General features: G+C 70.9%; 14 protein-coding genes. 11 read left to right on the top strand and 3 right to left on the bottom strand.

The genetic code is table 11. From position 1 onward, the window contains the following. Positions 1 to 42: 42 nt before the first annotated feature. The 9 genes from AB0J58_RS19545 to AB0J58_RS19505 all read left to right on the top strand — a co-directional run bounded on the left by AB0J58_RS19545 (position 43) and on the right by AB0J58_RS19505 (position 16,292). Positions 43 to 1,002 (top strand): hypothetical protein, encoded by a 960-nt coding sequence (locus tag AB0J58_RS19545; RefSeq protein ID WP_364217437.1) that lies wholly within the window; start codon positions 43 to 45, stop codon positions 1,000 to 1,002. After that, positions 996 to 2,324, top strand: a complete 1,329-nt coding sequence (locus AB0J58_RS19540) for a S8 family serine peptidase (protein WP_364217435.1) — start codon at positions 996 to 998, stop codon at positions 2,322 to 2,324. The genes AB0J58_RS19545 and AB0J58_RS19540 overlap by 7 nt, the downstream gene beginning before the upstream one ends. A 111-nt stretch (positions 2,325 to 2,435) precedes the next feature. Then, positions 2,436 to 2,804 (top strand): hypothetical protein, encoded by a 369-nt coding sequence (locus AB0J58_RS19535; RefSeq protein ID WP_364217433.1) that lies wholly within the window; start codon positions 2,436 to 2,438, stop codon positions 2,802 to 2,804. Next, positions 2,792 to 3,100: an MGMT family protein gene (locus AB0J58_RS19530; RefSeq protein WP_364217431.1), complete on the top strand. Its 309-nt coding sequence runs from the start codon at positions 2,792 to 2,794 to the stop codon at positions 3,098 to 3,100. The genes AB0J58_RS19535 and AB0J58_RS19530 overlap by 13 nt, the downstream gene beginning before the upstream one ends. A 113-nt stretch (positions 3,101 to 3,213) precedes the next feature. Then, positions 3,214 to 6,114 (top strand): CDP-glycerol glycerophosphotransferase family protein, encoded by a 2,901-nt coding sequence (locus tag AB0J58_RS19525; RefSeq protein WP_364217429.1) that lies wholly within the window; start codon positions 3,214 to 3,216, stop codon positions 6,112 to 6,114. A 275-nt stretch (positions 6,115 to 6,389) separates the two neighbouring features. Continuing rightward, positions 6,390 to 9,578 carry an ATP-dependent DNA helicase gene (locus tag AB0J58_RS19520; RefSeq protein ID WP_364217428.1) on the top strand — a complete coding sequence of 1,063 codons (3,189 nt, stop codon included), beginning with the start codon at positions 6,390 to 6,392 and terminating at the stop codon, positions 9,576 to 9,578. An 82-nt stretch (positions 9,579 to 9,660) separates the two neighbouring features. Next, entirely contained in the window at positions 9,661 to 13,290 is a 3,630-nt protein-coding gene (locus tag AB0J58_RS19515) for a UvrD-helicase domain-containing protein (protein WP_364217426.1), read from the top strand. A 366-nt stretch (positions 13,291 to 13,656) separates the two neighbouring features. After that, a complete protein-coding gene (locus AB0J58_RS19510; protein ID WP_364217424.1) occupies positions 13,657 to 14,430 on the top strand; it encodes an SDR family oxidoreductase in 774 nt (257 codons plus the stop codon). A gap of 206 nt (positions 14,431 to 14,636) precedes the next feature. Beyond that, the gene (locus AB0J58_RS19505; RefSeq protein WP_364217422.1) at positions 14,637 to 16,292 is read left to right on the top strand and encodes a cytochrome P450; all 1,656 of its coding nucleotides are present in this window, start codon (positions 14,637 to 14,639) and stop codon (positions 16,290 to 16,292) included. A 74-nt stretch (positions 16,293 to 16,366) separates the two neighbouring features. Here the strand turns inward: AB0J58_RS19505 and AB0J58_RS19500 are convergent, their stop codons facing one another. Then, positions 16,367 to 16,705, bottom strand: a complete 339-nt coding sequence (locus tag AB0J58_RS19500) for a hypothetical protein (protein ID WP_364217420.1) — start codon at positions 16,703 to 16,705, stop codon at positions 16,367 to 16,369. A gap of 407 nt (positions 16,706 to 17,112) precedes the next feature. Here AB0J58_RS19500 and AB0J58_RS19495 point away from each other — a divergent pair, with 407 nt between their 5' ends. After that, positions 17,113 to 17,451: a hypothetical protein gene (locus tag AB0J58_RS19495; RefSeq protein ID WP_364217418.1), complete on the top strand. Its 339-nt coding sequence runs from the start codon at positions 17,113 to 17,115 to the stop codon at positions 17,449 to 17,451. 64 nt (positions 17,452 to 17,515) lie between these two features. On the opposite strand, the gene AB0J58_RS19490 is transcribed toward AB0J58_RS19495, so the two are convergent. Continuing rightward, complete coding sequence (locus tag AB0J58_RS19490) at positions 17,516 to 18,322, bottom strand: SAM-dependent methyltransferase (protein ID WP_364217416.1); 807 nt, start codon at positions 18,320 to 18,322, stop codon at positions 17,516 to 17,518. Positions 18,323 to 18,454: 132 nt separating this feature from the next. On the opposite strand from AB0J58_RS19490, the gene lepB reads away from it, so the two are divergent. Beyond that, positions 18,455 to 19,042: a signal peptidase I gene (lepB, locus tag AB0J58_RS19485; RefSeq protein WP_364217414.1), complete on the top strand. Its 588-nt coding sequence runs from the start codon at positions 18,455 to 18,457 to the stop codon at positions 19,040 to 19,042. A gap of 132 nt (positions 19,043 to 19,174) precedes the next feature. On the opposite strand, the gene AB0J58_RS19480 is transcribed toward lepB, so the two are convergent. Further along, positions 19,175 to 19,534, bottom strand: coding sequence for a hypothetical protein (locus AB0J58_RS19480; RefSeq protein ID WP_343977380.1), 360 nt, complete (start codon positions 19,532 to 19,534; stop codon positions 19,175 to 19,177). Between the last annotated feature and the right edge of the window lie 11 nt (positions 19,535 to 19,545).

Below are 19,545 nucleotides of genomic sequence, written 5' to 3'. Positions count from 1 at the left end.
CCGCTGATGGGGCGGCGAGGGCAGGCGACGTAGCATCGGAGTATGTCGCAGCCAGGGCGGTCCCAGGAGCCGGAGCGGCGTCTGGGAGCCCCGGCCCCCCGCGCCCGCGGCGGCTGGCCACCGTCCGGCTCCCGGGTGAGCGCCGCCGGGGGCGACCGGGCCAGGCGGGCGTCCGCGCAGGGCGCCACGGTCAGGCGGCACCGGGTGCGCTCCTGGCCCGCGGCGGGCCGTGACCGCGCGGCGATCCAGCGTGCCGAACTGGCGGCCCTGGAGCAGGGAGTCCGGTTCCGTACGATCTTCCTGATCCTGGTGGGCACGATCCTCGCCATCGCCGCCACCAACGTGCTGACCGGCGCGGTCGGGCTGCTGCGCGAGACGAGTTCGCGCCCGCTGACCGCCGCCGAGCAGGCCCGCTACATCTCCGACGACATCGCCAAGCGCTGGTACACCTGGACCGCGGACCTGGTCTTCCCCGTCGAGCTGCAGTACATCGGCCTGGGCAGGGTCCAGCAGTACGCCCGCAGGGTCGGCCTCGCGCCCGAGGTGGCCTGCGCGGCCGGCACCGACGCGCAGGTGGGGTCGGTGCTCACCCGGCACGGCTGCCGCACGCTGCTGCGGGCCACCTACGTCGACCAGACGTCCACGTTCGTCTTCACCGTGGGCATCGCCGTGCTCGCCGACGAGGAGCGGCGGCTCGCCGCCTCCGCGCAGCTGGCCGTGGACGACAGGGTGGGGGTGCGGCCGGTGGCCTTCCCCGGCACGGCGACCGAGCTGTTCGGGGCGGCCCAGCGCCAGCGCAACGCCTGGGTCGGCGTCGGCCCCTACATCGTCTTCTCCACCGCCGGTTACACCGACGGCCGCACCCGCCAGGCGATCGCCCCCGAGGAGATCCTGCACAGCGAGCTGTGGCCCGCGGCCCAGGCGGTCGCGGGGCGCATCGCCAGGGCCCTCGGCGACGAGCCGAGCGCCGTACCCCAGTGCACCCAGGGGAACGTGTGCTGAGGCGGCGGCTGTGGGCGACGGGAGTGCTGGTCGCGATCTCGGTGGCGGTCCCGGCGGTGCCGGCCTTCGCGACCCTGCCCGCCGAGACGCCCGCCGAGACGCCCGCCGGGTTGCTCGCCGGGATGCCCGCCGCCCCGGTGCCGGCCGCGCCGCCGGAGGGCGCCGACGTGCGCGAGGACCAGCGCTGGGTGCTGGAGATGCTGCGAGCGCAGGAGGCGTGGAAGGTCACCAGGGGCGCGGGCGTCACCGTGGCCCTGGTCGACAGCGGGGTGGACGACCAGGTGGCCGAGCTGCGCGGGCGGGTGATCTCCGGACCCGACATGGGATCTGTCAAGTTCGACAGGAACTCCCCGGACGCCGGCCGGCACGGCACCGCCATGGCCTCGCTCATCGCCGGGGCGGGCAACGGCGAGGGAGGTCTTCTCGGAATCGCCCCCGAGGCCAGGATCCTTTCGCTGCCGCTGATCGTCGAGGAGCGGCCCGAGGACGGTTCCACGCTGCCGGAGGAGGATCTGCGCTCGCGCAGCGACAGCCCGCTGGCCCGGGCGATCCGTTACGCCGCGGACAACGGGGCCCAGGTCATCAGCATGTCGCTGGGTGCCTACGGACCGCACCGGAGCGAGCGGGAGGCGGTCTCCTACGCGCTGTCCAGGGGCGTGGTGCTCGTCGCCGCGGTGGGCAACGACGGGGACTCCCAGTACGCCAAGGACAACTCCACCTCCTTCTGGAACTTCCCCGCCGGATATTCCGGGGTCATCGGTGTGGGCGCGGTGGACAGGCTGGGCAAGCCGGCGAGGTTCAGCAGCGACAATCTGTCGGTCCTGGTTTCGGCGCCCGGTGTCGGGGTGCCGGTGGTCGTCCCCGGCGGAAACTACGGATCCTCTGAGGGGACCAGTTCGGCGACCGCGCTGGTGGCAGGGGTCGCCGCACTAATAAAAGCGAAATACCCGAATATCGCGCCGCAGATGGTGGCGCAGGCCCTGGTCTCCACGGCTTCGGCGAGTCCCGCCGCCGGTTACGACGACCACATCGGGTTCGGCGTCGTCGACGCCGCCGCGGCGCTCGCCAGGGCGGATCGGCTCGTGGCGGGTGCGACGGAGATCTCGGTCCCGGATGACAAGCACTTCGGCGCCGGCGTCCCGCACGAGGAGTACAGCAGGCCGGGCCCCGATCCGCTGAGGCTCTGGCTTTACGGAACGAGCCTTGTCGGCGGCCTGGTGGCGTTCGCGGCGGCCGTGGTGATGCTCGGCCGGCACTCGGACAGGAATGGACCGGTAGTGGTCGACACCGAAACGGCCAAGCGCGGGAGATCGCGGAGATAAGCGCAGTTTGAAGTCAATTAGAACGCGTTTGGGACACTGTTCGGATGCGATAGCCCGAATGTCGGGATTTACACTCCGGGAAACCCGGAAGGTTCGCTATTCTCCCGCGTTATGGGGTACGAGTTGCGCGTGGAGCGCCCTGCGCCTCTCGCCTTCGCGGAACTCGCGACTGTGCTGGGGCAGGCGGGGTTCGAGTTCAGAGGGTCGCAGGAGTCGGGGGAGGTCCTGGCCCGCCACAACGGCGCGGTTCATGCCATAGCGATATGGAACGGCCGCCTGTCCGGCACCCCCGGATCGGACTGGCAGGTGGCCCAGCTGGCACGCGTGTCCGCTCTGCTGGGAGCACGGCTGGTCGGCGAGGACGGCGAGTCCTACGCGATCCGTGGCGGTCTGGTCGAGCAGTTGAACGGCTCGGTGGCCTACGAGTTCGGCAAGCTCGACGAAATCCTCTCGGCCGGACCGACGGTATGGAGCCAGTAGGCCATCCCACCCCGTACGCCGAGCGGGTGCTGGATCTGGTCGAGCGCATTCCGGCCGGCATGGTGATGTCCTACGGCGACATCGCCGAGTATCTCGGCGAGGGCGGCCCGCGCCAGGTCGGCAGGGTGATGTCCACCTGGGGCGGGGGCGTGCCCTGGTGGCGCGTCGTGCACGCCGACGGCACCCCGCCACCCGGCCACGAGCAGCGATGCCTGGTGAACTGGCGCGAGGAGCGGACTCCGCTGAGGGGCGTCCGAGCCGATATGCGGGAGGCCAGATGGGACGGAAAGCCTTAGATCACAAAAGCCTGTAAATCCCGGGAACCCTTAATTCACCGCGTAACCGGCCCTGCCGCGGCGCACTAACATGGCCTAGGACAGCGCTCTGTCCGAAAGGCGGTGCTTTCCCCATGGCCATCGGTGCCACCCCCGCACGATCCGGCGGCGACCCCGTCGTCGACCGTCTTCGGGTTGTCCAGGATCTCTGTGACCGGGGAGAACCACTCGACTCGATCATGGCCGCGGTGCTGGCCGACGGGCTGAAACCGCATGAGCGCCGTCGTTTCGACGCCGACGCGCTGGCCGGGCCGCTGGGTTCCAGGCTGGACATCGCCGCCAAGCGCGGCGCCGCGCGGCGCCGCGAGTTCGTCACGGTCCTGAAGCCGTACGTGACCGGTGTGGACGCGAGGGCCAAGCGGGACCTGCCGGTCGCCCGCAGGATCGCCTTTCACCTGATCGAGCACCGCGAGATCGACGACCTCGCCGACGGCGACGCGCTGCAGAAACTCGTGGCCGCCGCCGCGGAGCCGTCCAGGCGCGTCCGCAAGAAACTCCGCTGGTACGCGGACCTGCCGCTCCAGGACGAGCTGCCCGAGGCCCTGTTCCGGCTGCGGGCCGCGGATCTCATCCCGATGACCCAGATCGAGGACGTCTCCTGGTCCGGCGGGCGGCTGCACGTCAGCGGCCATGCCTACCTGGCCGGGCTGTCGGTGCGCAGCCGCCGCTTCAACAGGGCCACGGTGGTGCTGCGCGGCCCGCGCTGGCTGCCGCCGGTGCGGCTGCGCACCCGGAGGGTCTTCCACCCCGAGGCGACCTACGGCGCGGAAGAGGCCGGCTGCAACTACGACTGGTCCGGGTTCACCGCCGAGCTGAGCCCGTGGCCGCTGCGCTGGCGTTCCGCGGTGCGGGCCGTCGTGCGCGGCGGCAAGCGTCTGCTGCGCCGCCGCGCCACCGTGCAGGACACCACCACCTGGCGCGCCGAGATCGTGATCTGGAGCCGGGGTGCCCGCGCCGTCGGCCTGCTGCGCGGCCCCTCCACCGGCCGTACCGAGCGTCCCTCGGGGCTTGACCTCGGCGGGGGTTGGTGGATCCGCCCCGTCTGGACCTCCGACCGGGCACTCCAGGTGGTGCTACAGCCCACCAGGGCCGAGCTGACCGGCGTGAAGCTGGACGGCGAGCGGCTGGAGGTCCAGGTCTTCCTGCCGGGCAAGGAGGCGAGCAGGGGGCACGCCAGGCTGGACGGCCACCGGATCGCCGCGGACTTCACCCCCGTCGACGGCGGCACCGCGGTCGTCGTACCGCTCGCCGTGGCGTCCCTGCTGCAGGAACGCGACGGCGGCCGTCTCTGGATCGAGCCAAAGGGCGATCCCGCGGCCTCCGTCATGATCGGCAAGGCGGAGGAGAGCCGTACGGTCGTCGGGGATCGTGAGATCACCGTGCTGCGCGACCGGCGTGACCGGGTGAGCGTCTCCGCGCACCGGATCCGCCCGGTCATCACCGCCGCGACCTGGGACGAGCAGGGCGTGCTCGCCCTGGAGGGTTCCTACCCGGGCTCCGGCGCGGCCGAGCTGACCCTCAAGCACCGTAGCGGACTGATCCACGCCATCCCCCTGGAGCGGGAGGGCTCCCGTTTCACGGTGCGGATCGCGGCCGCCGCGATGCCCCGTTTCGGGGACACGGTCCCGCTGGGCAGCGGCACCTGGAGCATGGCGGTCCGCGACCCGGCCGGCCAGATCGTCCCGTTCCGCGTCGACCACGCCATCCTCGACGATCTGGACGAGGACACGAAGATCCGTGACGGCCGCGAGTACCGCCTGATCTCCACCCGCTTCGACATTCCGGTGCTCTCCGTCGCCGAGCACCGCCCCGACGACGAGAAGGGCGCCGGTGGCCTGTACGCGCTGCGCCGCGGCTTCTACCCCGCGGAGCGGACCCGCGAGCTGAACGACGCGATCGTCTACGTCGCCTACGACGGACGGCAGTACGAGGGCAACGTCCGCGCGATCTACGAGGAGCGTGTGCGGCGCGGCGACGCCGGAGAGCACATCTGGGTGGTCAAGGACGGCGCGTTCACGCCTCCGGGCCCCGCCGAGCTCGGTTTCGGCGAGGGCGAGGGGCCGACCGTGGTGCGCGCGGGCAGCCGCGAGCACTACGCGGTGCTGGCCCGCTCGCGGTACGTGGTGACCAACGGTTTCCTGCCGCCCTGGTTCCGGGCGCGAGAGGACCAGACGGTCGTGCAGACCTGGCACGGCACCCCGGTCAAGCGCCTGGGCAACGACCTGCCGCACATGTCCCGTGACCCCAGGCCGCCGGCCTGGCACCGGCAGGCGGTCGAGGTGCGCGGCTGGGACCTGCTGGTCTCGCAGAGCCCCTGGGCGACCCGGGTGCTGCGCAAGGCGTTCGGCTACCAGGGCGAGGTCCTGGAGAGCGGCTACCCGCGCAACGACGTGCTGGTGGCCCCCGACCGCGACGAGATGGCGGCGCGGATGCGCGCCAGGCTCGGCATCGCCGAGGGGGTGAGGGTGGTGCTCTACGCGCCGACCTACCGCGACTACGACCGCAAGAACGCCTCGATCCGCCTGGACCTGGCCGAGGCGCACCGGGTGCTCGGCCCCGGCCACGAGTTCCTGATCAGGGCGCACTCGATGCAGGCGGCGCCCAACGTGCCCGCCGGCCTTGGACGCGATGTCACGACATATCCCGATATTACGGATCTGCTGCTGATCGCCGATGTGCTGATCACGGACTACTCGTCGGTCATGTTCGACTTCGCGGCGACCGGCAGGCCGATGCTCTTCTTCACGCACGACCTGCAGCGCTACTCGTCCAAGCGGGGCATGTACCTCGACCTGGCCGCGGAGGCGCCCGGCCCGCTGCTTTCCACCGGGGCCGAGGTCATCAAGGCACTGCGGTCGATCGACGAGGTGACCGCCGCCCACGCCGAGCGGTACGACCTCTTCCAGCGCACCTACGCGCCCCGCGACGACGGCAAGGCGACGGCCAGGCTCGTCGACCACGTCTTCTTCTCCTGAACGGTTCCCGGGGGCGGCCTGCGGGCGGCCCCCGGAATCGGCCGCCCGGCCCCTGAACCCGCCCCGGGACTACTCCGGCGCAGGTCAGCGCCTCGCTCTGGTCATCGGCCGCCCCTGGCCCCGCCCGTGGCCCATCCGGCGGGGCCGACAATCCGCCATGCCGTACCCGCCGACTCGGCACGATCATCGTCCGGGATCTGGTGGAATGGCGAGTTGTGAGTGGTCAGGACTGGCGGCTGGTACGTCGTGAGGGTGCGGGGAGAGCTGTTGCCCCTGTGCTGGACGAGCACCAGCGGGCGGTGGTGGCCCACGAGAGCGGCCCGCTGCTCGTGCTCGCCGGGCCGGGCACCGGCAAGACCACCACGATCGTGGAGACCGTCGTGGACCGGATCGAGCGCCGGGGCGTCGACCCCGAGCGGGTGCTCGTCCTCACCTTCAGCCGCAAGGCAGCCGAGGAGTTGCGCGAGCGCATCACGGCCCGGATGCGCCGCACCACCCGCACCCCGCTCTCCCTCACCTTCCACAGCTACGCCTACGCGCTGCTCCGTCGCGAGGCGGTGATCGCCGGAGGGGTGCCGCCGCGCCTGCTGACCGGCCCCGAGCAGCTCCTGGAGATCCGCCGCCTGCTCCACGGCGAGCTGGAGGACGGCGCCGTGCACTGGCCGCAGGACATGCACGAGGCGCTCAAGACGCGCGGCTTCGCCTCCGAGCTCCGCGACTTCCTGGCCCGCGCCGCCGAACGCGGCCTCGACGGGCCGGAGCTGGTCGGGCTGGGCCGCCGCCACGGCCGCCCCGACTGGGTGGCCGCCGGCAGGTTCGCGGACCGCTACCAGGCCAGGTTCGACCTCGATCTCGAACCGGTGCTCGACTACGCGGAGCTGATCCGGGCGGCGGGGGCGCTGCTCTCCGACCCCGAGGCGCGCGACCGCGAGCGATCGGCGTACGACGCCGTCTTCGTCGACGAGTACCAGGACACCGACCCCGCCCAGGAGTTCCTGCTCCAGCAGCTGGCGGGGGAGGGACGCGACCTGGTCGCGGTCGGCGACCCCGACCAGTCGATCTACGGTTTCCGCGGCGCCGACGTCCGAGGGATCATGAACTTCACCGACCGGTTCCGCGACGCCGACGGCGCGAAGGCTCCCGTCGTGGCGCTGCGCGTCTGCCGTCGCAGCGGCCGGAACCTGCTGCGGGCCACCCGCCGCGTCACCACCCGGCTGCCCGCCACCCCGGGCGGGGCCGCCCACCGTGACCTGCGCGCCCTACCGGACGCCGACCCCGGTGACGTACGGGTGCTGGTGGCCGACGGGGCACCTCAGGAGGCGGCGATCGTGGCCGACACGCTCCGCAGGGCGCACCTGCTCGACGGGGTCCCCTGGTCGCGGATGGCGGTGCTGGTCCGCTCCGCGACCCGCCAGGTGCCGCTGCTGCGCCGCGCCCTGGTCACCGCCGGGGTTCCGGTCGTGGTCGGCGGCGGCGAGGTGCCGCTCTTCCAGGAGCCGGGCGTGCGGCCGCTGATCAGGCTCATCCAGGTGGCGCTGCACCCGGAGACCCTCGATGAGGGGGTGGCGGAGGAACTGCTGACCGGCGCGCTCGGCGGCACCGACATGATCGGTGTACGCCGCCTCCGCCGCGCCCTGCGGATCGCCGAGCACGAGGCGCTGGCCCACCCCGCCGAGCAGGCGGAGGCCGAGCAGGCGGATCGCGACGCGGCTCTCGATGTGGATCTCGACCTGGAGCGCGAGGCCCCCGGCCCCCGTTCCTCGGGAGAGCTGCTGGTCGCCGCGTTGAAGGACGCGCGGGAACTGGTGCGGGTGGAGCCGCACGTGGCGCTGCCCGCCGAGCGGGTCGCCGGCCTCATCTCCGCCGCCACCGAGGCCGTACGGCAGGGCGGTACCGCGGAGGACGTGCTGTGGACCGTCTGGCAGGCCACCGGGCTGGCCGGGAAATGGACGGACGTCAGCCTCAGGGGCGGGGTCAGGGGCACCATGGCCGACCGTGACCTCGACGCCGTCGTGGCGCTCTTCGACCACACGGCCAGGTTCGTCGACCGGCTCCCGCACGCCGGGGTGGACGTGTTCGTCGAGGACCTGGTCGCCCAGGAGATTCCCGGCGACTCCCTGGCCGCTCGGGCTCCCGACGGAGACAAGGTCCGCATCCTCACCGCGCACCGCTCCAAGGGCCTGGAGTGGGACGTGGTGGTCGTCGCCGGGGTCCAGGAGGGTGCCTGGCCGGATCTGCGGCTGCGCGGGTCCATCCTGAGCACCGACGACATGGTCGCCAGGGCCGAGGGTTCCGAGCACGAGAACCCGGCGGCCGTCTCCGCCGCGCTCGCCTCCCAGTTGCTGGCCGAGGAGCGTCGCCTGTTCTACGTGGCGGCCACCAGGGCCAGAAGCAGGCTCATCGTCACCGCCGTGGGCGGCGACGACACCGAGGAGCGGCCTTCCCGCTTCCTCACCGAGCTGGTGCCCGGCTCGACCGAGGAGGCGGGCGTCGACGAGCGGTCCCGCTGGCTGAGCATGTCCGCGCTGGTGGCCGATCTGCGGTCGGCGGTGACCGACTCCACCAGACCGGAACCGCTGCGCAGGGCGGCGGCCGGGCACCTGGCCAGGCTCGCCGCCGCAGGAGTGCCCGGCGCCCACCCCAACGACTGGTACGCCCTCACCCCCATCTCCGACGACCGCCCGCTGAGCTGGCCCGACGACGTCGTACGCGTCTCGCCCTCGGCGGTGGAGAGCTTCAGCAAGTGCGGCCTGCGCTGGCTGCTGGAGACCTCGGTGGGCGCGGGCGGCACCGACGCGGCCCGAGGTCTGGGCACCGTCGTGCACGCGCTGGCGGTCCTCGCCGCGACCGGCATGCCCACCGAGGAGACCCTCGGCAAGCGCCTGGACGAGGTCTGGAACGAGCTCGACTTCGGCGGTGTCTGGTACAACCGCAAGCAGCGCGCGGTCGCCGAGGAGATGATCTCCAAATTCGTTGCCTGGCACGAGAACAACCCCCGGACGCTGGTCGGCCTGGAGGAGGCGTTCACGGCCATGGTCTCCGAGGGGGTGCAGATCAAGGGCCGGGTCGACCGGGTCGAGCGCGACGGTGAGGGCCGAGCCGTGATCATCGACATCAAGACCGGCAAGACCGGCGCCAAGGACACCGAGCTCGAACGCCACCCCCAGCTGGGCGTCTACCAGCTCGCCGCGCTGCTGGGCGCCTTCCAGCGGCACGGCCTGACCGAGCCGGGCGGCGCGGCCCTGGTCCAGGTGGGCGACGCGGCGGGTAAGAAGAAGGCCAAGGAGCAGACGCAGCCCCCCCTGTCCGACGACCCCGAGCCCGGCTGGGCCCGGGACATGGTCGACACCGTCGCCGTCGGCATGTCGGGGCCGTTCTTCCAGGCCAAGGTCAACGACGGCTGCCGCACCTGCGCCGTACGGTCGAGCTGCCCGGTCAGCAAGAACGGAGACCAGGTGTGCTGAACCGCCTGGGCGCAGGGTGCCTTGGGGGCGTCCGTGCCGTTCCCCGGCGCCGGGGCCGTGCCACCTCCACCGGGGCCGCCGCGTGCTGAGCCCGGTTCAGCTTGCCGCCAAGCTGGGCATCCTGCCGCCGACCCCGGAGCAGGCGGCCGTGATCGAGGCCGGGCTCGAACCGATGGTCGTGATGGCCGGGGCCGGGTCGGGCAAGAGCGAGACCATGGCCGGGCGCGTCGTCTGGCTGGTCGCCAACGGGCTGCTCCGCCCCGAGCAGGTGCTCGGCCTGACCTTCACCAGGAAGGCCGCCGCGGAGCTGGCCGCGCGGGTGCGGGAGAGGCTCAACGGGCTCGTCGAGGTCGGGCAGGTGCCGGCGGAGCTGATGGAGGGCGAGCCGACCATCTCGACGTACCACGCCTACGCGGCCCGCCTGGTCACCGAGCACGCCCTGCGCGAGGCGCTGGAGCCGACCATGCGCCTGATCTCCCCGGCCGTCTCCTGGCAACTCGCCAGCCGGGTGGTCAGCGCGTACGACGGGCCGATGGAGCAGGTCGAGTGGAGCCCGGCGACCGTCACCCGGGCGGTGCTCGAACTGGCCGGTGAGCTGGCCGAGCACCTGCGCACCCCGCAGGACGTGCGCGACGTCGGCACCAGACTCGCCCAGCGGTTCGCCGAGCTGCCCGGCACCCCGACCAAGGACCAGCGCAGACCGCTGGTCACCCAGCGGGCCAGGGAGCAGTTGCTGCCGCTGGTCGAGGCGTACGACCGCCTCAAGCGCGGGCGGGAGGTGGTCGACCACGGTGACCAGATGGCGCTGGCCGCCCGGATCGCCGACCGGCACGCCGACGTCGGCGAGATCGAGCGCGGGCGGTTCGCCGTGGTCCTGCTGGACGAGTACCAGGACACCAGCCACGCCCAGCTCGTCCTGCTCCGCGCCCTGTTCGGCGGCGGCCACCCGGTGACGGCGGTGGGCGACCCCTGCCAGTCCATCTACGGCTGGCGGGGCGCCTCGGCGGGCAACCTCACCCGATTCCCCCGTGACTTCAGGACCGCCTCGGGTGAGCCCGCGCCCGTCAACCGCCTGTCGGTCAGCTTCCGCAACGGCGACGCCGTGCTGGACGTCGCCGCCCGGCTCCAGCTGCCGCTCCGGATGGAGGCCAGGGAGGTACCGGTCCTGGTGCCCGGTAAGAACCGGGTCGAGCGTGGCCGGGTGATGTGCGCCTTCCACGAGACCGCGGACGACGAGGCACGCTGGGCCGCCCTGGAGATCGCCAGGGTGCTGGGCGTCGAGAGCGCGCCCGACGGCATGCCGTGGGGCGACGGCGAGCGTAAGAAGGCCAAGCAGAGCATGTGGGGCGGGCCGCAGTCGCTCCAGCCGCACGACGTGGCGATCCTGGCGCGGAAGCGCTCGCAGTTTCCCGCGCTCCGCAAGGCCCTGGAGGAGCGCGGCATCCCGGTCGAGGTCGTCGGCCTGGGTGGCCTGCTCCTCGTACCCGAGATCGCCGACATCGTCTCCACCCTGCGCGTGATCTACGACCCGAGCGCGGGGGACGCCCTGGTGCGGCTGCTCTCCGGCCCCCGCTGGCGGATCGGCCCCGCCGACCTCAAGGAACTGGGCGAGCGGGCCCGTGAGCTGAACCGGGAGACCCGCGAGGGCGCGTCGCCGGTGGCCGACCCGCTGGACCAGGTCGTGGCCGACATGGCAGAGGAGCGCGGCAGCCTGGTCGACGCCCTCGACGAGCTGCCCGACCGTCCCGCCTGGCAGGATCTGTTCTCCCCGCTGGCGAGGGTGCGGCTGGTCGCCATGGCCCAGGAGTTGCGCCTGCTGCGCGCCCACACCGGCCAGCCGCTGCCCGACCTGATCCTGGAGATCGAGCGCAGGCTCGGCCTGGACATCGAGGTGGCGGCCAGGGGGACGGCCGTCGGCCCGTTCGCCGCCCGCGCCGACCTCGACGCCTTCCTGGACGCGGCCGCCAGGTTCGCCGGAGATTCCGAGGATCCCACGCTGGGCGCGTTCCTGGCGTTCCTGAAGGCGGCGGACGAGGAGGAGAACGGCCTGGACGCCGGGCGGGTGGGCGAGAGCAACAGCGTGAAGCTGATGACGGTCCATGCCTCCAAGGGGCTGGAATGGCCGGTCGTGGTGGTGCCCGGCCTCTCCCAGGCGCTGTCGAAGGCCGGGACGCTCACCGTCGGCACCGTGTTCCCGGCCCGCTCCACGACCAGCCCGAGGTGGACGGAGAACCCCCGCAAGCTGCCCTATCAGCTCCGCGGGGACGCCTCCGACCTGCCCGGACTGGCCGGGCTGGCCAAGGAGGAGCTGGCCGACTTCGACGAGCGCTGCCGCGACCGCGACCTGCTTGAGGAGCGCCGCCTGGCGTACGTCGCCGTCACCCGTGCCCACTACCTGCTGATCGCCTCCGGCTACCGCTGGGGCACGGCCTCCAAGCCGCTGGAGCCGTCGGACTTCCTGCTGGAGATCCGTGAGACCTGCGGCAGGGTGGCCTTCTGGGCCCCGGAGATGGAGGAGGGCGCCACCAACCCGCTCCTCGCCGAGCCGGCCGAGGCCCGGTGGCCGATCGAGCCGGACGATGCCCGCTACGCCGCCGTTCTGGACGGCGCCACCATGGTGGAGGCCGCCCTCGCGGCCCTTACCGAGGGGCCCGCTCCCGGTTCTTCCGGGGATGTCCCCCTCCCTGACGCTTCCGAGGATGTCCCCTTTCCGGAAGCCCCTCAGGACGAGGAGGTGCCCTTCCCCGAAGATCCGTGGGACGAGGACGCGTTCTTCCCCGAAGACCTGCCGGATGGGGAGGTTCCCGGTCCGGACGACCGCGGGCCCGTTCCCGAGGGGGCGGAGAACGGAGAGGTGCCCTTCCCCGGCGATCCGCAGGAGTTTCCCGGGGGGTTTCCCGGAGCGGACATCCGGCGGAGCGACCGGGCCGATTACGGTGCCGAGACAGCCGAAACTGTGGAGACTGCCGAGCCAGGGGAGCCGCGGCCGGTGCCGGCGGCCGAGCTGCGGGGGTGGGACAGGGAGCGGGCGAAGGCCTGGGAGCGTGACATCGAGCTCCTGCTCAGGGAGCGGGAGACGAACCGGCGGCGTGGTGGCGGCAGGGTGGAGCTGCCCACCCACCTGACCGTCTCCTCCCTCGTCACGCTGGCCTCCGACCCCAAGGCGCTGGCCAGGCAGATCCGCCGCCCGGTGCCCAAGAAGCCCGCGCCGCTGGCCCGCCGGGGCACCTCCTTCCATCGCTGGCTGGAGGGGCGTTGGGGCCAGCAGCGACTGATGGACGAGTTCGAGCTGCCCGGCGCGTCCGACGACTTCGAGGAGACCGACGCCCATCTCGACGAGCTGCGCGACCGCTTCGAGGAGAGCGAGTGGGCGGACAGGGAACCGCTCGACGTCGAGGTCCCCTTCGAAACGGTGATCGCCGACCGGGTGGTCCGCGGCCGGATGGACGCCGTCTTCCAGATCTCCGAAGGGCGCTACGAGGTCGTCGACTGGAAGACCGGCCGACGCCCCAGGGGCAGGAAGGCCGAGGCCGCCGCCTCCGTCCAGCTCGCCGCCTACCGGCTGGCCTGGTCCCACCTGGCCGCCGTCCCCCTGGACCAGGTGGGCGCGGCCTTCCACTACGTCCTGCGGGGCGAGACGGTCCGTCCGGTCGACCTCCTCGACGAGCGGGGCCTGGTCACCCTTGTCGAGTCGGTGCCCGAACTCCGCTGAGACCCGCGTACCGGGCGTGATCCCTCCCTGAGCGGCGGACGGGTGCGGTGGCGTTCGCGGCCCTGGTCCAGGGGATCACGCGGGGTGTGCGGGCCGGGCGGAGTTCCCATCCGGAAGGGTGGTGACCGGCCGGAACCGTCCTGGCCTTCGGCGCGAGCCGTGGACCCGCGGTCTGTTGCTCATCAGGGCTCGGTGACATGTTCGCCGGCGGCACCCCAATGCGGTTCCCCGGCCAGAACCACGAGGTGGGAGATCTCCCCGGCCGCCAATTGATACACGACTCCCAACGGTAATGGTCGAAGTTAGGCCGTTATTTTAGTCGGACTAGAATTGGGCCCGAATGCCGCCTGGCGGCGGCGGAAAACTTTGGGAGCAAGCATGACTGGCCGATTTTCCTCCAAGGTGATTATCGTCACCGGTGGTACCGCTGGAATGGGTCGTGCGGCGGCCGAACGGATCGCCTCGGAAGGCGGCACGGTCGTCCTGGCCGCCCGCGACAAGGCGCGAGGCGAAGAGGTGGCCGCCGGCATCGTCGCGGACGGCGGTACGGCGCTGTTCGTGCCGACGGACATGACCGTCGAGGAGGAGGTGGCCGCCCTCGTCGCCACGACGGTGGACACGTTCGGGAGGTTGGACGGTGCGTTCAACAACGCCGGGGGCGGCGACACCATCTCATCGGTCCACACGATGGAGACGGAGTTCTGGAAGGCGACGATCGACCTGAACCTGACGAGCCTTTATTACAGCCTGAGGTACGAGGTTCCGGCGATTCTCGCCTCAGGCGGTGGTTCCATCGTCAACAACGCCTCGGCCGGCGGCGTGGTCGGCAATCCGCTCATGCACGCGTATGTCGCCGCGAAGCACGGTGTCATCGGGCTCACGAAATCGGTCGCGCTCGAAATGGCCAAAGAGGGCATCCGGGTGAACGCGTTAGTGACCGGCCTCATCGACACGCCGCTGTATCGGGACGCCGTCGCCGCCGAGCCCTCGTTCGAGGTCTACCTCAAGAGCCTGATCCCGACGGGGCAGGTCGGCGCGGCCCAGGACGTCGCCGCGTTCGCCGCGTTCCTGCTCAGCGACGAGGCGCCGTTCATCACCGGCGCGGCGCTGGCCATCGACGGCGGCATGACCGCCCAGTGACACGGGCCGTGTGGCCGCCCCATGACCCGGGGCATCGTGACGACGACCGCCGGGTTCCTCGGGAGCGATGACGCCGGGCAGGCCACGCGGCCAGAGGCACGCGTCGACGCCGACCCGGGATTGTCCTCGCCCCAATGGAGGTTTACTCTCCGGCTTGTTGACCAGATCTCATAATCGGTCATGAAGTCAGAGTGAGAGTTCCAAGGATGACGGAACGACCAGGGCAGGCCACCGGTCGCGCCGGCCGGATCCTCGACGCCGCGGGCGAACCGCTCGTGCGCCTCGGCTACCGGAAGGTGACGATCGAGGACATCGCCCAGCTCGCCGGCATCGGCGAGGGCGCGGTCCACCCGCACCGGCGCACGAGGCGGCAGCTGTCCGAGGCGGTGCCGCCGCGTGAGGCCATCTCCTACGCCGAGGAGCCTCTCGACCGAGAGCTCGGATCCGCCGGCCGTCCGACCGGACGCGCGCGCCAGGGCCGAGTCGCCCGCGTACGCCGTCCGGAACGTCTTCGAACCGCCCGAGCCGCCGGGTCCGGAGGCGGCGGCCGCGGCGGTCGTCGCCGTCTTCGAGGACCTGATTTCGCCCTACCGCACCTGGATCCACGCGTACGAGAGAACGTACGAGCCCGGCTGATCCCGGACCCGTCCCGACCAGAAAGGCACGCCATGACCACCATCGCCGACACATGGGGCCTGCACGAGGGGCACTTCTGGCTACGCGGAAGGCGGCCGGACCAGCCGGTGAGCTTCGACGCCGGCACCGGGATGTGGAACGTCTACGGCTACCCCGAGGCACTGCGGATTCTCGGCGATCCGAAGACGTTCTCCTCCGATACCAGCCGCATGGTGCCCGAGATCGCCAGGCCGGCCGAGCGCAGTCTGACGCAGTTGGATCCGCCCATGCACAGCAAGCTTCGCAAGCTCGTCAGCCACGCCTTCACCCCGAAGGTCGTCGCCGACCTCGAACCGCGCATCGCCGCGCTGACCAACGAACTGCTCGACACGGCGGCGGACACGGGCCGGCTGGAGCTGGTGGCCGACCTCGCCTACCCGCTGCCGGTCATCGTCATCGCGGAACTGCTCGGGGTGCCCGGCTCCGACCGCTACCTGTTCAAGCAGTGGGTGGACAAAATGTTCGAGGGGTCCCAGCGGTTCTCGCTGGTCAACCGGAGCGAGGAGCAGGAGCGCAACCTGGAGTTCGTCATGGAGCAGGCCAAGCACCTGAGCGACTACCTCGGCGAGCACGCCGCGGAGCGCCGGCTTCGGCCGCGCGCCGACCTGCTCACCCAGCTCGTCGAGGCGGAGGTGGACGGTGAGCGGCTCAGCCAGGCCGAGGTGGTGAACTTCGCCAACATCCTGCTGATAGCCGGGCACATCACCACCACCATGCTGCTCGGCAACACCGTGCTCTGCCTGGACGCCCAGCCCGAGCAACTCGCCCGTGCCCGCGCGGACCGATCGACGCTACCCGCCGTGATCGAGGAGTCCCTGCGCTTCTTCAGCCCGTTCGCGGCCCTGAGCCGGGTCACCAACGTCGACGTCGAGTTCGGCGGGCAGCAGGTGCCCGCCGACCAGTTGCTCATGGTGTGGATCGCGGCGGCCAACCGCGACCCCCGGCAGTTCGCCGACCCCGACGTCTTCGACCCGAGCCGTGACCCCAACCCTCATCTCGGCCTCGGCCGGGGAATCCACTTCTGCCTCGGCGCGCCGCTGGCCCGTTTGGAGGGCAGGGTCGCGCTCGACATCCTGCTCGACCGCTTCCCCCACCTGCGCACCGACCCGGACGAGCCACCGCTCTTCCTGCCGAGCCCCAACATGACCGGCGTACGGAAGCTGCCGCTGCTCACCTCCGCCGGTTGAGCGGACTGTTCCGCCAGGAGAAAAGGGCACGGAGGCTTTTGGCTCCGTGCCCTTTTCCTTGGTGCTCGCTGTCCCTAGCAGTACCGGGCGCGGGCGTGGTCGTATCCCAGATCGAATCCGCGCTCATACTCCCCGAAACCGCCAGAGCCTTGACCGCCGCTTCTGCCCTGGGCCTCGCCGCTCTTGCAGGAGCTCTTGCCGGCCTTGTACCCGTCCTTGTAACCCTTCTTGCAGTCCTTGTCTTTCTGACATGGCTTGTTCGGGGATGGGGTCGCGGTGTACGAGGGGCTGGCCGCTGCCGCCTTCGGGTCGGTCGGGATCGCACCCGCCATGCCCGCCACGCCGCCGATCAGCGCGACACTCGTCGCGCCGATCGCGATCGCCTGAAGGATTCGGTTGGACATGGTGCTCATCTCCTTTGCCGATCAAGCGGTGCCGTCGTGCCGACCGAGGCCGGCACGGGACCGCGACATTCTCAGCGGGAGAGTGATACCCGACATTCACTGACAAAAGCACACAAAACGGGCTCTTTCTTTCAAGCCCGCGATTACGGTAAAAGAATTATTCGGCAGAGATCTGGGATTCATTGTTGAACGGATGAACACCCGGGTGCGCAAGCCTTTCAGGGCCCACGCGGCGAGCGGCACGCACGGTTCGAGAGGGAGCGGCGGGGCGACCCGCCGCTCCCTCTCGGCACGATGGTGCTCCGGCGGCCAGGATCCTTTATGTGATGAAAACAGGGATGTGCGGAGAGGGGGGCCGCTCTACTCTCGGTTCCACCGCCGTTCCTGAACGGTTGGCCGCAGAACGGGAGGGACACATGGAGAACGCGGCAGAGGCCCGCGCCGACGAGCGCGCCAGGATCGTCGCGGACCTGCGCCGCGCGGCCGAGGGCTATCGCTCCTACATCGCCTTCGTCGAGGAGACCATGGACCCCGAGGTGCCGTCGCCGATGAGCGAGAACCTGCCGATCGCGCGGGCGGAGGCCGAGATGCTGGAGAACGCCGTGAAGGTCGCCGAAGGCGACCGCCGGGAGCTGGCGAGACTCATCCCGCCCGTGCTGCAGACGGACGAGGACATCGCCGCGCTCGCCACCTCTCCCGAGGACGCCGAGGCGCACAGGCGAATCCGCGACCATGCCGTCCGACCGCAGGAATGACCTTTCGAGGCCGACGAGGTGTCCGGGCGGGAAGCTCGTGCTCTCGCCCGGTACATCGCGACGGTCACGAGGGCTTTCTGCCCACTCCGACGTAGCCGATCGAGGTGTTCCGCCCGCCGAACAGGGGCGGATCGACAGGGCGCCAGTCCTTGGGGAACACCAGGCCGGGTTCGAGCAACTCGTAGCCGTCGAAGAAGCGAGCGATCTCCGCGTGGGTACGCAGGCTCAGTGCCTCGGTGGACCGGTTGTAGATCTCCAGAGCCTCCGGCGTGGTGTCGGGCTTGGCGTCGATCGCGTGACTGAGAACGAGGTGGCTGCCCGGCGCGCTCGTCTCGTACAGCCGCTGGATGATCTGGTAGGCGCCCGCACCGTCGGGGTTCTCGTCCGGGATGAAGTGCAGGATGGCCAGCAGCAGGAACGCCACGGGCCGGCTGAAGTCGACATGCTCGCGAAGCTCGGCCAGCAGCGTCTCCGGGGTACGCACGTCGGCCTGCACGATGGTGACGTTGTCGCCTTTCGCCAGGAGTGCCCGGCTGTGCACGCACACGACGGGGTCGTAGTCCACGTAGACCACGCGGGTGTCGGGTGCGACCGCGTGCGCGATCTCGTGTGTGTTGCCCCGCGTGGGCAGCCCGGAGCCCAGGTCCACGATCTGCCGGATGCCCGACTCGACCAGATGGCGTACGGCACGTGAGAGGAACGCCCGGTTCTCCTTCGCGGAGTCGCGGGTCTCGGGGAAGAGCTTCAGAATCTGCTCGGCTGCGGCCCGGTCGGCGGCGTAGTTGTCCTTGCCGTCCAGGTAGTAGTCATACATCCGGGCGACGTTGGGCACGTTCGGGTCAATCCCGACCGGCGTAGCCTGATCTTCCACACTTTCTCCCGATTCTTCGGTATTCGTCTGGAATTGATCTTAGAGAGTTTGCCGCACCTTGGCAGCAGGATGAGGTCATCGATGTGGGACCGGTGGCGGACGCCGCCGGCCCGGAAGCCGATGGAGGATCTCATGACCGCCGATTCCGAGAACAAGCAGAACAAGCCCTCCCGCAAGGGGGCGCGAGAGAGCCTGTTCCTGCTGGTCTGCGGCGTCGTGGTGGCGGTGCTGCTGCAGGTCTTCGTCTTCCGGCTGTTCTGGATCCCGTCGGAGTCCATGGAGAACACCCTGCGCGAGGGCGACGGCGTGGTCGTCGACAAGCTGCACGGTGCGACCGAGCGCGGCGACCTGGTGGTCTTCAAGGGCTGGAACGGCGAGGACACCATCAAGCGGGTCGTCGCGATCGGCGGCGACACCGTCAAGTGCTGCGACGCCAAGAAGAGGATCACCGTGAACGGGGTCCCGCTCGACGAGGAGGACTACCTGCATCCCGACGACTTCCCCTCGGGGGAGGAGTTCGAGAAGATCGTCCCCGAGGGCCGCCTGTGGGTCATGGGCGACCACCGCTCTGCCTCCCAGGACTCCCGCGGCCACGAGGAGCAGGAAGGCGAGGGGACGATCGCGGAGGCCGACGTGATCGGCCGCGCCATGGCGATCTTCTGGCCCCTCTCCCGGGCGACCTTCTTCTCGACGCCGGACACGTTCACCGAAGACAGATGACCGCGTCTTTTCCGCGTGGGGCCCTTGGCGGCGGACGTCGCGGGGCCGGTGAGCAGCCCAAACGGCCGACAGGTCAAGCAGAGCGGCCCCGCCCCATCGGGGGCGGGGCCGCTTCAGGTCAGGGTCAGGAGGTCAGCAGGATATCCACCCGTTGTAGCGCGGGGCCGGGCCGACGCCCGAAATGTAGCGGTATCTCGAGACAGTGCTGGAGCCGGTGCTCCCGTACGGGATGGTGATGCACGGGCCGTCATCCGCGTTTGCGATGTTGAGCTTTTTCCTGTCGGCGCCCGTTCCGCCGCCACAGTTGTACCAGGTGCCGTAGACGGTGACGGGGTCTATCGTGCCGAGACTCCCACCGCTGCCGCTGTCGCTGCTACGACCGGCACAGGGGTTCGGCTCGGCGTTCGCGGTGGTGGCGCTCAGCCCGAGCGACAACACGGCACCCGCGCCGGCGACTGCGATGGTACGAGTGATCCTGATCGTTGCACGCAAGAGTTTCTCCC

The sequence above is a fragment of the Streptosporangium sp. NPDC049644 genome (genome assembly GCF_040675205.1).
In the GTDB taxonomy this organism is placed as follows: domain Bacteria; phylum Actinomycetota; class Actinomycetes; order Streptosporangiales; family Streptosporangiaceae; genus Streptosporangium; species Streptosporangium fukuiense.
Note: the sequence above shows the minus strand (reverse complement) of the source record. Positions and strands in the feature narration are given on the sequence as shown.